The 13,994-nt window shown below is 68.6% G+C and carries 12 protein-coding genes and 1 pseudogene; 10 read left to right on the forward strand and 3 right to left on the reverse strand.

The features are described 5' to 3' along the window. Positions 1 to 19: 19 nt before the first annotated feature. Positions 20 to 883 carry an SAM-dependent methyltransferase gene (locus NOO62_RS04625; protein WP_268769611.1) on the reverse strand — a complete coding sequence of 288 codons (864 nt, stop codon included), beginning with the start codon at positions 881 to 883 and terminating at the stop codon, positions 20 to 22. 508 nt (positions 884 to 1,391) lie between these two features. Here NOO62_RS04625 and trhA point away from each other — a divergent pair. From trhA to NOO62_RS04650, 5 genes are all read left to right on the forward strand, one after another. After that, entirely contained in the window at positions 1,392 to 2,171 is a 780-nt protein-coding gene (gene trhA, locus NOO62_RS04630) for a PAQR family membrane homeostasis protein TrhA (RefSeq protein WP_268769612.1), read from the forward strand. Positions 2,172 to 2,505: 334 nt separating this feature from the next. Further along, the gene (locus NOO62_RS04635) at positions 2,506 to 2,709 is read left to right on the forward strand and encodes a cold-shock protein (RefSeq protein ID WP_268769613.1); all 204 of its coding nucleotides are present in this window, start codon (positions 2,506 to 2,508) and stop codon (positions 2,707 to 2,709) included. A gap of 370 nt (positions 2,710 to 3,079) precedes the next feature. Then, positions 3,080 to 3,403: a hypothetical protein gene (locus NOO62_RS04640; RefSeq protein WP_414930763.1), complete on the forward strand. Its 324-nt coding sequence runs from the start codon at positions 3,080 to 3,082 to the stop codon at positions 3,401 to 3,403. Positions 3,404 to 3,628: 225 nt separating this feature from the next. After that, positions 3,629 to 4,660 carry a glycoside hydrolase family 5 protein gene (locus tag NOO62_RS04645; RefSeq protein WP_321170553.1) on the forward strand — a complete coding sequence of 344 codons (1,032 nt, stop codon included), beginning with the start codon at positions 3,629 to 3,631 and terminating at the stop codon, positions 4,658 to 4,660. 90 nt (positions 4,661 to 4,750) lie between these two features. Beyond that, the gene (locus NOO62_RS04650; protein WP_268769614.1) at positions 4,751 to 5,776 is read left to right on the forward strand and encodes a LacI family DNA-binding transcriptional regulator; all 1,026 of its coding nucleotides are present in this window, start codon (positions 4,751 to 4,753) and stop codon (positions 5,774 to 5,776) included. A gap of 32 nt (positions 5,777 to 5,808) precedes the next feature. On the opposite strand, the gene NOO62_RS04655 is transcribed toward NOO62_RS04650, so the two are convergent. Continuing rightward, positions 5,809 to 6,846, reverse strand: coding sequence for a LacI family DNA-binding transcriptional regulator (locus NOO62_RS04655; protein WP_268769615.1), 1,038 nt, complete (start codon positions 6,844 to 6,846; stop codon positions 5,809 to 5,811). Next, a complete protein-coding gene (locus NOO62_RS04660) occupies positions 6,843 to 9,254 on the reverse strand; it encodes a glycoside hydrolase family 2 protein (protein WP_268769616.1) in 2,412 nt (803 codons plus the stop codon). The genes NOO62_RS04655 and NOO62_RS04660 overlap by 4 nt, the downstream gene beginning before the upstream one ends. Before the next feature lie 268 nt (positions 9,255 to 9,522). Between NOO62_RS04660 and NOO62_RS04665 the strand changes: the two genes are divergently transcribed. The 5 genes and pseudogenes from NOO62_RS04665 to thpR all read left to right on the forward strand — a co-directional run bounded on the left by NOO62_RS04665 (position 9,523) and on the right by thpR (position 13,824). Beyond that, positions 9,523 to 10,842: an ABC transporter substrate-binding protein gene (locus tag NOO62_RS04665; RefSeq protein ID WP_268769617.1), complete on the forward strand. Its 1,320-nt coding sequence runs from the start codon at positions 9,523 to 9,525 to the stop codon at positions 10,840 to 10,842. Positions 10,843 to 10,933: 91 nt separating this feature from the next. Continuing rightward, positions 10,934 to 11,902: a carbohydrate ABC transporter permease gene (locus NOO62_RS04670; RefSeq protein WP_268769618.1), complete on the forward strand. Its 969-nt coding sequence runs from the start codon at positions 10,934 to 10,936 to the stop codon at positions 11,900 to 11,902. Then, positions 11,899 to 12,762, forward strand: coding sequence for a carbohydrate ABC transporter permease (locus NOO62_RS04675; RefSeq protein WP_268769619.1), 864 nt, complete (start codon positions 11,899 to 11,901; stop codon positions 12,760 to 12,762). Before NOO62_RS04670 ends, NOO62_RS04675 begins: the two co-directional genes overlap by 4 nt. Before the next feature lie 226 nt (positions 12,763 to 12,988). After that, positions 12,989 to 13,126: pseudogene (locus tag NOO62_RS04680) on the forward strand (ECF transporter S component); the annotation flags it as partial. 74 nt (positions 13,127 to 13,200) lie between these two features. Next, positions 13,201 to 13,824: an RNA 2',3'-cyclic phosphodiesterase gene (thpR, locus tag NOO62_RS04685; protein WP_268769620.1), complete on the forward strand. Its 624-nt coding sequence runs from the start codon at positions 13,201 to 13,203 to the stop codon at positions 13,822 to 13,824. The last annotated feature ends 170 nt before the right edge of the window (positions 13,825 to 13,994 follow it).

Consider the following 13,994-nt stretch of genomic DNA (forward strand, 5'->3'; position numbering starts at 1 on the left):
GCCGCGGGCGGGCCTGTCGTCAGACCGCGGCGGCGCGGCGCGCGTGGAAGATCCCCCAGCGCAGCAGGCCGCGACGCGTGATGTCCGTCCACAGCGGCAGGTTGGCGAGCAGGTCGTCCACGTAGGCGGAGCTGATGACGCCGCGGAGTTCGTCGCTGCGGTGGCGTACCTCTTCGTTGAGGCGTGCGTAGTGGGTGGCGAGGTCCGGGGTGCGGTCCTCGAAGTCGCACTCCAGGCCGAGAGCGGTGAGGCGTTCCCGGTAGTACGACGCCGTCGCCAGGCTCTGGACGCCGAGCCGGGACAGCGCGGGCCGCAGATCCTGCGCCGACACGTCCTCGGCCGCCATGATGTCCGAGAAGACCAGCGCGCCACCCGGTCTCAGCACGCGTACGGCTTCGCGCAGCGCGCCTTCCCGGTCCGCCACGTGGCACAGGACTTCCAGCGACCAGACAACGTCGAAGCGGTGCGCCTCGTACGGGAGGCGGTTGAGGGAGCCGGAGACGACCTCGATCAGGCCGTCGAGACCCCGTCGGACGTTCGCCGCGCGGTGGCGCCTGTTGTGCTCCTCGCTGAGGTCGAGTGCCCTCACCCGGCAGCCGAAGCGCTCCGCGAGGGCGCGGGCCGAACCGCCGTACCCCGAACCGAGGTCGAGCACGGTGGCGTCCGGATCGAGCAGGTCCTCGACCAGGTCCGCGACATGCCGCACCGTGCGGTGCGAGGCGTCCGCGATGGCCTCGCGCTCGTGGGCGTAGAGGCCGATGTGGATGTCCTCGCCACCCCAGACGGCGTCGTAGAAGGCGTCGACGTCACCCGTCTCGTAGTAGCGGCGGGTCGACGCTTCGATGTCCGGTGCGCTGGCGTCATCGCCGTCGGTCTCGGTCACGGCACGTGCATACCCCACATTCCGCCTGCCGATGCTTCCGCAGGACGTCGGCTGTGCGGGAGGGCAGCCGGGGTCCGGGCCGCCTTCCCGCGGCTGGAACGAGATCCGGACCGCACGCCTGGAGGAGTCCTGCACCGCCCAACCCCCGCGGTCGGGCACGGGATCGGCAGTGTGGCAGGTGGCTGAACAGCCGGGCCTCTGCCGACTGTCTCGTCACCTGGGTCACGAAATCTATGCTGGCTGGCATAGACATTAGGTGGTGGCGTGGCTATGGTTTCTCCCGTAGCCAGAGAGACAACAGGGTCCGACAGGGTCCGGCAGACACGGACCGCCGGGCAGCAGTACGTAAATCTTGAGCTCGGGTACCGCAGGACATCGCTGGCGAGGTGGTCTCCGGCGCAGCACCAGGGCCGGCAGATGGTGCAGCAGTTCCTTCGGGGCTCGGGTGCAGTGCCGAGCGACCTTCCGACACCCCCGTCCCCCGTCCACTGGTTTCCCGCGTGAACACATGACTGCTGAAAGTACCCCTCCGGCGGCGCACGGCCGCGAATCCCAGCACCTTTCCGGCGGCCACCGCACTCCGGAGGCCGATGCGACTCCCGGCCCGCCCGTCCGGCGGGCGAGTGCCACCCCGGAAGACGCCCTTCAGGGCGCGGCGGCCGCGCTGAAGCCGAGAATGCGAGGCTGGCTGCACGCCGGGGTGGTCCCCCTCGCGCTGGTCGGCGGCATCGTCCTGATCGCCCTTGCCCGCTCCGCGGCGGTGGTCGCCGCCTGCTCCGTGTACGCGCTGTCGGCCTGCTTGCTGTTCGGTACCAGTGCGCTCTACCACCGCGGGACGTGGGGATCGCGCGGCGAGGCCGTCCTGCGGCGGCTGGACCACGCGAACATCTTCCTGATCATCGCCGGCACGTACACCCCCCTCGCGGTACTGCTGTTGCCCGCGGGGCAGCAGCGGATCCTGCTGTTCCTGGTGTGGGGCGGAGCCACGGCCGGCATCGCGTTCCGCGTCTTCTGGATCAATGCCCCGCGCTGGCTCTACACCCTGTGCTACATCGCCCTGGGCTGGGCCGCCGTCTTCTACCTCCCCGAATTCGCACGCACCGGCGGCACCACGGTGGTCGCACTCGTCGTCACCGGCGGCCTCCTCTACACCGCGGGCGCCGCCGTGTACGGCCTCAAGCGCCCCGATCCCTGGCCGCGCTGGTTCGGCTTCCACGAGGTCTTCCACACGCTCACCATCGCCGCGTTCACCGCGCACTACACAGCCATCCTGATGGGAGCCACCTGACCAGCGACAGCCGAGCCCGCCGCACCGCGTAAAAAAGACGCGCCCTGTTACTCGCCTATCTATTGCGGCCGGATGAGGTTTTGGCATGCCACGTGGAGAGTATTCCTAACCGACGCAAGCGGAATGCCGTCAGCAATCGGACGCTCACCGTTCCCGCATGCTACTGTCGGATCCAGTTGCAGTTGTGGTTCCCAAAAACTTCGACGCCGGCGTCCGCATTCAGCTGCGGAAAGCATTCTGTATTTCCGGTTGTTCTCCGGGCGGGGCATCATCGCGGCGACCCGGTGTCCGTGGATTGCGGGTGCCGGTGTACTGCCCCAGAAGGAGATATGACATGGCGTCCGGCACTGTGAAGTGGTTCAACGCGGCCAAGGGATTCGGCTTCATCGAGCAGGACGGCGGAGGTGCCGATGTGTTCGCCCACTTCTCGAACATCGCCGCCCAGGGCTTCCGCGAACTGCTCGAAGGGCAGAAGGTCACCTTCGACCTCGTGCCGAGCCAGAAGGGCCCGACGGCCGAGAACATCGTTCCCGCCTGACGCTGACGTGCACTTCGCAGCTGGGGCCCGCATCCCTCGGGGTGCGGGCCCCAGCTGCGGGCATTTCCCCCGGTGACGCCAGCCGTGAGACCGCGCCGCCGCCCAGCTTCTCTTTAGAGGCGTACGCCTTCCCAGACCGCCCCCCATGACGTCCGGGATCTCACGCATATAGGGCGTCACCTATTTCACCGCATGCGCCGCGCACCGAATTCATCGCATGGCGAATGGTCTTTCGCATTCCATTTCAGCCCGTTCCTGAGATTCCCCGCGCCGCTCTTCCGCTGAGAGCCTTCCTTGATACGTGCCGTGTCGAGTAAGGCTCTCAAACGAATCCAACACGAAATCGATCCACCGCCACAGGAGGCACCGATTGAAGCTGATTCCGACGCAGCCCCGCTCGACGCGCGTCACCCTCGTACAGCAGACTCCGACGGACGCCATGGACGCCACGGACGCATGCGCACTACAGGTCTGCGACGACATGACCATAGAAGTCGCCCTGTCCGTCATGGCCGGCGCCCGCACCGGGCACCTGTTCATCTGCGAGAACGACGGCCTGTCCACGCAACTGGTCACCCAGGCCCAGCTCGCCGCGGTCCGTGACAGCCCCGAGTACACCGACAGGGTCCAACTGCGCGACATCCTCGACGGCAGCGGGCCGTCCGCAGGTCCTGCTCTGTACATGAATACTTAACCGGTTCCGCTCAAAGCGTTGTGCTGCCGCCGTCGGGCCCCTAATGTCGTGGCCGTCGCCGAGCGGAATGACCAGCACCAGCCCGCTGCCCCCTGCTTGTTGCAGGTCGGAGAGCGTGCCGACTGGCTCCCCGCGCGCCTGCGCCGCCCTGTTGTCATTCGTGCCGCGCGCTGTTCCGGGCTGCCCGAGTTCTGGTGCGCGCCCCCATCGAACCAGGAGCTGTAGATGAGCCGCATTCGAGTCGCCGTCGCGACGGGCACCCTTCTCGCCGCCTGCGCCACCGTCCCCGCCGTCATCCCGTCCGCGCAGGCAGCCGCCGCCACACCTGGCTTCCACGTGCGGGACGGCCGGCTGCTGGACGCCAACAACAAGGACTTCGTGATGCGCGGCGTCAACCACGCGCACGCCTGGTATCCGAGCAAGACCAAGCAAGCGCTCAAGGACATCAAGGCCAAGGGCGCCAACACCGTACGCGTGGTGCTCGGCACCGGTGATCAGTGGACGAAGAACGACACCGCGGATGTCACCAGGGTCGTCTCCCAGTGCAAGGCGAACCGGCTGATCTGCGTCCTGGAAGCCCACGACACCACCGGCTACGGCGAAGCGGGCGCCGCCGTACCGCTGTCCAAAGCCGTCGACTACTGGCTCAGTGTCAAGGGTGCCCTCGTCGGCCAGGAGAAGTACGTCCTGGTCAACATCGGCAACGAGCCGTACGGCAACACCCAGTACGCGGCCTGGACCAAGGACACCAAGAAGGCCATCAGCCGGCTCCGGTCCGCGGGCCTGGACCACACCCTCATGGTCGACGCCCCCAACTGGGGCCAGGACTGGTCCTTCACCATGCGCGACAACGCCGCCGGCGTCCTCGCCGCGGACCCCGACCGCAACACCGTCTTCGACGTCCACATGTACGGCGTCTACGACACCCCGGCCGAGGTCAGCGCCTACCTCAACCGGTTCACCGCCGCCAAGCTGCCCATCGTCGTGGGCGAGTTCGGCCATCTGCACTCCGACGGCAACCCGGACGAGAACGCCATCATGGCCACCGCCCAGTCGAAGGGCATCGGCTACCTGGGCTGGTCCTGGGGCGGCAACGGCAGCGGCGTCGAGTACCTCGATCTGGTCCAGGACTTCGACGCGCGTCGGCTGACCGGCTGGGGCAAGCGGCTGTTCGACGGGACCAACGGCATCAAGGCCACCGCCAAGGAAGCCAGCGTCTTCGGCGGCTCTCGACAGCAGGACCTGCCCACCGCCTGAACCATGGTTCAGTGACCGGATGAGCGCCCCTCAGCGGCCGACCGGTAAGGTCGGCCGCTGATACGCGGAACCGGTACAGCAGGAGGGTGCATGAAACGGCCGACGATCGCGGACATCGCGCGCCAGGCGGGAGTATCCAAGGTCGCGGTCTCCTACGCGCTCAACGACCAGCCGGGCGTCTCCGCACAGACCAGAGCGCGGGTCAAGGCCATCGCGCGGGAGGTCGGCTGGCGGCCCAGCAACGCCGCCCGCGCGCTGAACGGCGCGCTGGCCCGCGCCGTGGGCCTGGCCGTGTGCCGACCCGCACGCACCCTCGGCGTCGAGCCCTTCTTCATGGAACTCATCAGCGGCATCGAGTCCGAGCTCGCCCCGCGCTCCATCGCGCTCATGCTGCAGACCGTCACCAGCCACGACGACGAGGTGGAGCTCTACCAGCGCTGGTGGGGCGAGGGCCGGGTGGACGGTGCGCTGCTAGTGGACCTGCACGACGACGACACCCGCGTCCCCGCACTCGCGGCCCTGGACATGCCCGTGGTGGCTCTCGGTCCGCCGCACGCGGCCGGGACCGTGCCCGCCGTCTGGTCCGACGACGGAGCCAGCATCCGGGAAACGGTCGCCTACCTGGCGACTCTGGGGCACCGCAGCATCGCGCGCGTGGCGGGACTCGCCCGCCTCGCGCACACCACCGTGCGCGATGCCGCCTTCGAGGCGAGCTGCCGCGAGGCGGGCCTGCCCGAGCCCGCCGTGGTGCACACCGACTATTCCGGTGAGGACGGAGCACAGGCCACGCGCAGGCTGCTCATCGCCCCGAGTCCTCCCACCGCGATCGTCTACGACAACGACATCATGGCCGTCGCGGGTCTGTCGGTCGCCCAGGAACTGAACCTGGAGGTGCCCCGCGACCTGTCCCTGGTGGCGTGGGACGACTCACCCTTCACCCAAGCCGTACGGCCGCAACTCACCGCCCTGACGCGGGACATCTTCGACTACGGCGCCTGTGCCGCACGGACCCTGCTGGCCGCCGTCGACAAGGAACCCGTCGAGCACCTCCAGGTGACCGCCGCCCGTTTGGTGCCGCGCGCGAGCACCAGCCCGCCTCAACCCCGCCTGAGGTGAGCCGGTGCCTCGGCGGCCGACTGCTTGCTGAGTCAACTCCGCGGCGGGCGAAGTGCGGCTGTCGACGCACGAGGTCTGAGTGAGGGGACCCGTGGTGGGAGGGGTGATACCTCCCGCCCCGCGATGACGGCGAACAGCACGCGGGCGACCTGGGCACCAAAGCCGTGCACGTCGTGGCTCATCGCCGAAAGAGTCGGATGAGTGAGGCGACACAACTGGGAGTCGTCCCAGGCGAGCAGGGACAGGTCGTCCGGAACCGCGATGCCCATCTCGGCGGCGACACCGAGCCCGGCCACGGCCATGAGGTCGTTGTCGTAGACGATCGCTGTCGGCCGCTCGGGCCGCAGAAGCAGAGAACGGGTGGCACGAGCCCCTTCCTCACCGGCGAACCCCGTCGCCACCTGGACCCCGGGCCCCAGGCCGAGTCCCTGGAGAGTGTCGTGGAAGGCCCGTTCACGGATGGCACTGTGCCCCAGGTCGAGCGGGCCGCCCACCCGGGCGATGCGGCGGTGACCGAGAGCGGCGAGATAGCGCACCGCCTCGGCCACCGCGGTGGCATCGTCCGTCCACACCGAAGGGATGCCTCCGGTCAGATCGGGGCGACCGACCGCCACGGCCGGGATGCCGAGCCGTCCGAGCGGTTCGACCCGCGGATCCCCCTGGCGGAAGTCGACCAGGATGGATCCGCCGACCTGCCGTTCGCGCCACCACGTCTCCTGGAGGCGGACCTCGTCCTCCACGCTGCTGACCAGACGCAGCAGCAGTGAGCAGGACCGTTCGGCCAGGACGCTCTCGATGCCGGAGATGAACTCCATGTAGAACGGTTCGAGGCCGAGCAGCCGGGCCGGGCGGCACAGCGCGAGGCCGATCGTGTCGGACCGCTGCGTCGACAGGCTCCGGGCCGAGGAGTTGGGCGCCCAGCCCAGCTCCCTGGCAGCGGCGAAGATACGCTCCCGGGTGGGCTCGGCCAGGCCGGGCTTGTGGTTGAACGCGATCGACACCGCGCCCTTCGACACCCCCGCGGCGGCGGCGACGTCCTTGATGGTGACGCGTGGGGCAGGGGCAGTCACGCCGGTTCCACGCAGAAGAGGGCCGCGCGGAACGCGTTGGCGCCCACGCCCTCGGCGCCGTGCACACGAATGCGGGTCTGTTCGCCCGGCAGCAGCGTGATCAGGCCCCGGTCCGCGGTCGCGTGGGGGGCGAGGCGGTCGGGCTGGAGCAGCAGGTCGCGTACGACTGTGTGCGCACTCACCACGAGATCGACCGTGTCCCGGTTCTGGCCCACGGTCTCCACCGCGATGTCGAACCGCGGCGCCGGATAGTCGAACTCCTTGTCGCGGACGGGAAGATGCAGGGCACGCAGCCCGTCGGCGTCGGCCACCAGGTACTCCTTCGTCGCCCCCGTCGCGGGCCGCACCTCCGGCGGGGCCGGCAGCCGCAGGACCTCGCGGGCCGGAACGGTGAACCCGAGCGAGACGCGGGTGGCGAGCGTGCCGTCGGTCCGCATCAGCCGCAGCGTCACGTCACACGTCCAGGGCTCGGCCGCTTGGTTGACCAGGACGAGCTCGGGGCCGTCGGGACCCGGCCGGAGGGTCAGGAGGCGGTCGGCGTACACGCGACGCAGTTCGTGGTGGAGCGGCTTGAGGCGGCCGTCGCCGTCGATCGCGGACCAGGAGCTGACCGGCCAGCAGTCGTTGATCTGCCACACGATGGTCCCGGCGCAGCGCGGCCAGTTGGCGCGCCAATGCTCGATACCGGTGGCGACGGCGCGGGCCTGGACCACCTGGGTCAGGTAGTGCCAGCGGTCGAAGTCCCCGTCGGGCAGGGCGAAATGACGCTCGACGCCGCGGTTCAGCTTGCCGTTCCCGTCCTCGGCCTTCTGATGGTGCAGCATGCCGGGCGAGTCGGGCGCGAGGTCCTCGCCGGGCAGGGCGCGGCGCAGGGTGGCGAGAGCCGGGGGCGCCTGCCAGCCGAATTCCGAGACGAAGCGGGGCACGTTCTCCAGGTAGTCGGTGTAGTCCTGGCGGTTCCACACCTCCCACGAGTGGTACGTGCCGTGGTCGGGATCGTTGGGGTGGTGGTCCCAGGAGCCGGACCACGGGCTGCCCGCGCTGTACGCCCGCGTGGGGTCCAGCTCGGCGACGACGCGCGGCAGGAGCCCCAGATAGTAGCCCTCGCCCCAGGAGTTTCCGGCGAGGGGCTGCTCCCAGTCCCAGTCCCGGAAGCCCCACAGGTTCTCGTTGTTGCCGTTCCACAGCACGAGGCTGGGGTGCGGCATGAGCCGTACGACGTTGTCGCGGGCCTCTGCCTCCACCTCGCCGCGCAGCGGCTGCTCCTCCGGGTAGGCGGCGCAGGCGAACAGGAAGTCCTGCCAGACCATCAGGCCGAGTTCGTCGCAGGCGTCGTAGAAGGCGTCGTCCTCGTAGATGCCGCCGCCCCAGATGCGGACCAGGTCGACGTTGGCGGCGGCGGTCTGCTCCAGGCGCGCGCGGTAGCGCTCGGGCGTGATCCGTGAGGGCAGTACGTCGTCGGGAATCCAGTTCACGCCGCGTACGAAGACGCGCTCGCCGTTGACGACGAACGTGAACCCGGTCCCGTGCTCGTCGGCCGCGCGGTCCAGCTCGACGGTGCGGAAGCCGACCCGCCGCCCCCAGCCGTCCAGGGCCTCGTCGGCGTCGAGGAGGGTCAGTTCGATGTCGTACAGGGGCTGTTCGCCGTATCCACGCGGCCACCACAGTTCCACGTCCGGCACGTCGAGCACGAGCGTGACAGCGTTGCCATCGGCCACTGCGCGTGCCGAGACGCCCGCCACCGTGGCGTGCACGGCCAGCGGCCGACCGGCGCCGGAGGCGGCGCGTTCGAGGTCGACGCGGAGTTCCACCCGCCCCCGCGCCCCGTCCATGGTCACCAGCGGTCGCACCCGCGCGACGCGCGCCGTCGACCAGTGCTCGAGCCGGACCGGGCGCCACATGCCCGCGGTGACCACCGTCGGCCCCCAGTCCCAGCCGAAGTTGGCGGCCATCTTGCGGATGTACTGGAACGGCTCGGGATAGACGTTCGGCCGTTCACCGGTCAGTTCCCGCACGGAGGCGGCCTCGTCGTACGCGGAGGCGAACGTGACGTTCAGTTCCCCCGCGCGTCCCGTGACATCGAAGCGGTAGGTGCGGTGCATGTTTCGCGTGCGCCCCAACTCCTGCCCGCCCAGGACGATATGGGCGGCGGTGTCAAGGCCATCGAAGACCAGGTCGGTCCGCTCGTGTGCCGCGGCGCCGGGCGCGGCTTCGTCCAGCCGACGCGTGTAGGTCCACGCTCGCCGCCCCACCCACTCCACCTCGTGCTCGTTCGCACCGAGGAAGGGGTCGGGGATGAGGCCCGCGGTCAGCAGATCCGTGTGGATGCAGCCGGGGACGCGGGCTTCGAGGAGTCTCCCCTCGTGGCTGACATGCCAGCCCTCGGTCAGCTGGACGATGTCCTTCATCAGCGGCTCCAATCAGACGGGCGCAGACCCTGGCCGTGCGCAATGCCCGCCAACCTAACGCCCAGCTGATTAACCGGTCCAGTCCCCCGAAGCACGCACCGTCACCCTGAACACCGCACCACAGCGGCTTCATTGGGGACAGAAGCCGGACCCACGAGTAACGATTACGCATCGTGCCGGAAATCAGCACTTTACCGGTTCATGGATGGCTGACATAGTGCCGACAGCCGCTGGGTCCGAGCCGTAACCCTTGGAAGGAGTTGGGCACATGAGGAAGAAGCCGCTGAGCGCCGCGCTGCTTGCCACCGCGATGCTGACCGTCGCGGGATGTGGCGGAGGAGGGGGTTCTACGGGGGAGGCCGCGACCGCGCCCTCGGACCCCGCCAAGGCGTCGGGGACCATCACCGTGCTGACCAACCGCACCGACTTGGTGCAGGACGGCACGATGGCGAAGTACGCCGCCGAGTTCAAGAAGACGCACCCCAAGGTGACGGTGAAGTTCCAGGGCATCACCGACTACGAGGGGGAGGTCAAGATCCGGATGAACACCGACAACTACGGTGACGTCCTGCTGATTCCCTCGGTGATAGCCAAGGGCGACTACCCGAAGTTCTTCGCCCCGCTCGGGGACACCGAGGACATGGCGAAGACCTACCGCTTCACCGGCAAGACCGATGTCCGCGGGAAGACGTACGGCATCGCCAACTTCGGCTCGGTCAACGGCCTGGTCTACAACAAGGCGGTGTGGAAGAAGGCCGGCATCACCGACTGGCCCACCACCCCGGCGCGGTTCCTCGACGATCTGCGACAGATCAAGGCGCGGACCGGCGCGACGCCGTACTACACCAACTTCAAGGACGGCTGGCCCCTGAGCAGCCCCTGGACCAACAGCGTCGGCTCGGTCAGCTGCGACGCGAAGGCGTCGGACGCCCTCGCCACCGCCGACAAGCCGTGGGCCAAGGGCAGCGACCTCAACGTCCTCGACTCCCTGCTCCACGACATCGTCCACGAGGAGATGTCGGAGAAGGACCCGACCACCACCAACTGGGAGACGTCCAAGACGGACCTGGCCAAGGGGAAGACCGGCAGCATGCTGCTCGGCTCCTGGGCCGTGAACCAGATTCGCGACGCCGCCACGAAGGCGGGCCAGGACCCGGACGACATCGGCTTCATGCCCGTTCCGGTGCAGAAGGACGGCAAGTTCTGCGCCACGATGCTCTCGGACTACCAGCTGGCCGTGAACACGCACTCCGACAACAAGAGCGCCGCACGTGCCTGGATCGACTGGTTCACCGAGAAGTCCGGCTTCGCCGCCAAGGAAGGCGGGGTCTCCGCGCTGTCCTCGATGAGCTTCCCCGAGGTCCTCAAGCCTTACCAAGACAACGATGTCAAGCTCATCGAGCGCTCCGAGGCGAAGACCGAGCAGGTCAACGCCATCGACAACGCCTCCGAGATCGGCCTCGCCAAGCAGGACTACCGGCAGAAGCTGATCGACATCGCCCGCGGAGCCCAGGAGGGTTCCCTCCAGGACTACTTCGACGACCTCGACAAGCGCTGGGCCGACGCGGCCGCCACCGCCGGCAACTGACCCGGACACGAGCACGGGGCCCGCACCGTCCGCGGGGCCGGGCCCCACTCCTGCAGCACGCTCGACACGGATCATGAAAGGCCCGTTCGACATGACCGACACCACGTCCAAAGCGCCGCCGACACCCGCACGTCGTGCCGCTCCCCCCGGCCGGGGCTCCCGCCGGGGCGTACCGCCCTCCCGGTCCTGGCGCGACCATCCGCTGCGCAGGATCACCCCATGGCTGTTCCTGCTGGCACCGCTGGCGCTGCTGATCACGTTCACCTACGTGCCGGTGGGCAACATGATCTATTACAGCTTCACGGACTGGGACGGCGTCAGCCCCGACCGGAACGTCGTCGGATTCGAGAACTACACCCAGCTCTTCACCCGGCCCGAGCTGTTCCGGGTCTTCTTCGTCAGTTTCTACTACCTGGCCGCGTCGGCCGTGCAGATCGTCATCGCGCTCTACTTCGCGACGGTCCTCAGCTTCGACCTCCGCTTCCGCAACTTCTTCAAAGGCATCCTGTTCTTCCCCTACTTGGTCAACGGCGTCGCCATCGGGTTCGTCTTCCTGTACTTCTTCCAGGACGGCGGCACGCTCGACTCGCTCCTGTCGTGGTTCGGCGTCGGTGCCGACCACGCCTGGCTCGGTGATTCGGAGTCGGCCAACACCTCACTGGCCGGGGTGTCGGTGTGGCGCTTCACGGGCCTGAACTTCGTCCTGTTCCTGGGTGCGATCCAGTCGATCCCCGGGGAGCTCTACGAAGCAGCGCAACTCGACGGGGCGAGCCGATGGCAGCAGTTCCGGCACATCATCGCGCCGAGCATCCGGCCCGTGCTGAGCCTCAGCGTCATCCTGGCGATCTCCGGCTCGCTCGCCGTCTTCGAGATCCCGTACATCATGACCGGCGGCGCGACCGGCACCTCGACCTTCGTCATCCAGACGGTCAAACTCGCCTTCCAGTTCAACAAGACGGGCCTGGCCTCGGCCTGCGCCGTGGTGCTGCTCCTGATCATCCTGGTGGTCACCTGGATCCAGCGCCGCCTTGTGCCCGACGACAAGGTGGACCTCGTATGACCACGCTCACCACCGACGAGCGCTCGACACTCCGCAAGCGACCCCGCATCGGCACGGCCCTGACGTACCTCTCCCTGGTCGTCGCCTCGCTCGTGGTGCTGGTCCCCCTCGTCGTCGTCTTCCTCACCTCCCTGAAATCCTCCAGGGAGGTGAGTGACGGCGGCGCACTGAGCCTGCCGGACGACTGGCTGAATTTCTCCAACTACGCGACCGCGTTCAACGACGGCGAGATGCTGAGGGCCTTCGGGAACACCGCGTTCATCCTGCTGTTCTCCATCACCGGCACCGTGCTCATCGGCTCCATGACCGCGTACGCGATCGACCGCTTCGAGTTCCGGATGAAGAAGACGGTGATGGCCCTCTTCCTCATCGCCACGCTGGTCCCCGGTGTGACGACACAGGTCGCCACGTTCCAGGTGGTCAACAGCTTCGGCCTGGTGGACAGCCGATGGGCGCCGATCCTGCTGTACATGGGCACGGACATCGTGTCGATCTACATCTTCCTGCAGTTCATCCGCTCCATCCCGACCTCGCTCGACGAGGCGGCCCGGCTCGACGGCGCGAACACCTTCACGATCTACCGGAAAATCATCTTCCCGCTGCTCAAGCCAGCGATCGCCACCGTCGTCATCGTCAAGGGGATCACCACGTACAACGACTTCTACATCCCGTTCCTCTACATGCCGTCCGAGGACAAGGGGACCATTTCCACGGCCCTGTTCCGCTTCAAGGGACCGTTCGGCGCGCATTGGGAAGCCATCTCCGCCGGGGCGATCCTCGTGATCCTGCCGACTCTGCTGATCTTCCTGTTCCTGCAGCGCTACATCTACAACGGCTTCGCCCAGGGGGCCACCAAGTAGCCCCACAGCGCTTCGCGCGTCACCGGCCTCGATCACCGTGCCGCGGCCCGCCGCGGCGGGCGTCGCCCCGGTGACGCAGCCCGTGGGGGCTGCCGAGGTCTGCGCCGCGTCGAGCACGGGGCCCGGCGTGGTGGTCGACGCGGCGGGGGTGAAGGCGGTGGTGGCTTCCCAGCGCGGGGCGCCCGCGGTGGTGGGGGTCGGGGGTGCCGTCGCGAAGCCGCCGCCCGCAACCTCGCTCGGCTGGGACGGCCGCGCGGTCACGAACTTCATCTGCGCCACCCTGGCGGGCCCCGCGGTACTCACCGTCTTCCGCCGCGCCGCACGCGAGGCCCGCTTCCAGGCCCCGATCAGATTCGTACGGTGAGGCGGCGGGGAAGCCGCAGGAGTGGCTGGCCCGGCGCTTCGGCCCCGCGGGACACATGAGGTAAGAAGACACCCGTGACCGAACCGCCCCAGACCGCCACCCAGCACGCGTTCATCGCCCTGGCGCCGCCCGACGACGCGAAGAACGAGCTGGCGCAGGCGCTGGGCCCGGCCTATGCCGCATATCCCGGCCTGCGCTGGAACCGCGTCGAGGACTGGCACATCACGCTGGCCTTCCTGGGCGAGCTGCCGGTGCAGACCGTCCAGCGACTTCGTTCCCCCCTCGCCGATCTGGCGGCGGTCCGCCCCCGGCTCGAACTGTCGCTGCTCGGTGGCGGACACTTCGACGAGCGAGTGCTGTGGAGCGGCATCGAGGGTGATCTCGAAGGGCTGCACGAGCTGGCCGAAGCGGTGCGGGCGCGGGTCAGGGACCGCGGCGTCGCCTTCCCCGAACGTCTGCTGCGTCCCCACCTCACGCTGGCCCGAGCCCGCCGCTACGACAACGCGTCCGTCACGGAGGCGGCCGCCTGCCTCGGCGGCTTCACCGGACGCTCTTGGCAGACCGAACGCCTCCACCTGGTCGGCAGTACGGTCAGCGGTCACCCGGGACCCCGGCGCTATCAGGACATCGACGCATGGCTACTGGTGAAGAGGCAGTATTCCCACCCCGCGCTATTCCCCCGGAAGCAAGGGGAATGAGCTTGAAACAGTCGTCGACCCAGCATGCCGCGCAGTCGCCACTCAACAGCGCGCGCCGTGTAGCGGGCGGGGCGACGGCGTGCACCGGTTCGGAGTCGGCGCCGTGTTCACCACTCGTGTGAGGAATGGGGGACGCATGCCCCCTGCGGGCGACCTGACCGGTCACCCAT

Origin of the sequence: Streptomyces sp. Je 1-369 (assembly GCF_026810505.1) — a bacterium.
Classification (GTDB): Bacteria; Actinomycetota; Actinomycetes; order Streptomycetales; family Streptomycetaceae; genus Streptomyces.

Coding starts and splice junctions, on each gene's coding strand:
- trhA (WP_268769612.1), top strand. CDS start 1,392: ATGACTGCTGAAAGTACCCCTCCGGCGGCGCACGGCCGCGAATCCCAG.
- NOO62_RS04635 (WP_268769613.1), top strand. CDS start 2,506: ATGGCGTCCGGCACTGTGAAGTGGTTCAACGCGGCCAAGGGATTCGGC.
- NOO62_RS04645 (WP_321170553.1), top strand. CDS start 3,629: ATGAGCCGCATTCGAGTCGCCGTCGCGACGGGCACCCTTCTCGCCGCC.
- NOO62_RS04650 (WP_268769614.1), top strand. CDS start 4,751: ATGAAACGGCCGACGATCGCGGACATCGCGCGCCAGGCGGGAGTATCC.
- NOO62_RS04660 (WP_268769616.1), bottom strand. CDS start 9,254: ATGAAGGACATCGTCCAGCTGACCGAGGGCTGGCATGTCAGCCACGAG.
- NOO62_RS04665 (WP_268769617.1), top strand. CDS start 9,523: ATGAGGAAGAAGCCGCTGAGCGCCGCGCTGCTTGCCACCGCGATGCTG.
- NOO62_RS04670 (WP_268769618.1), top strand. CDS start 10,934: ATGACCGACACCACGTCCAAAGCGCCGCCGACACCCGCACGTCGTGCC.
- NOO62_RS04675 (WP_268769619.1), top strand. CDS start 11,899: ATGACCACGCTCACCACCGACGAGCGCTCGACACTCCGCAAGCGACCC.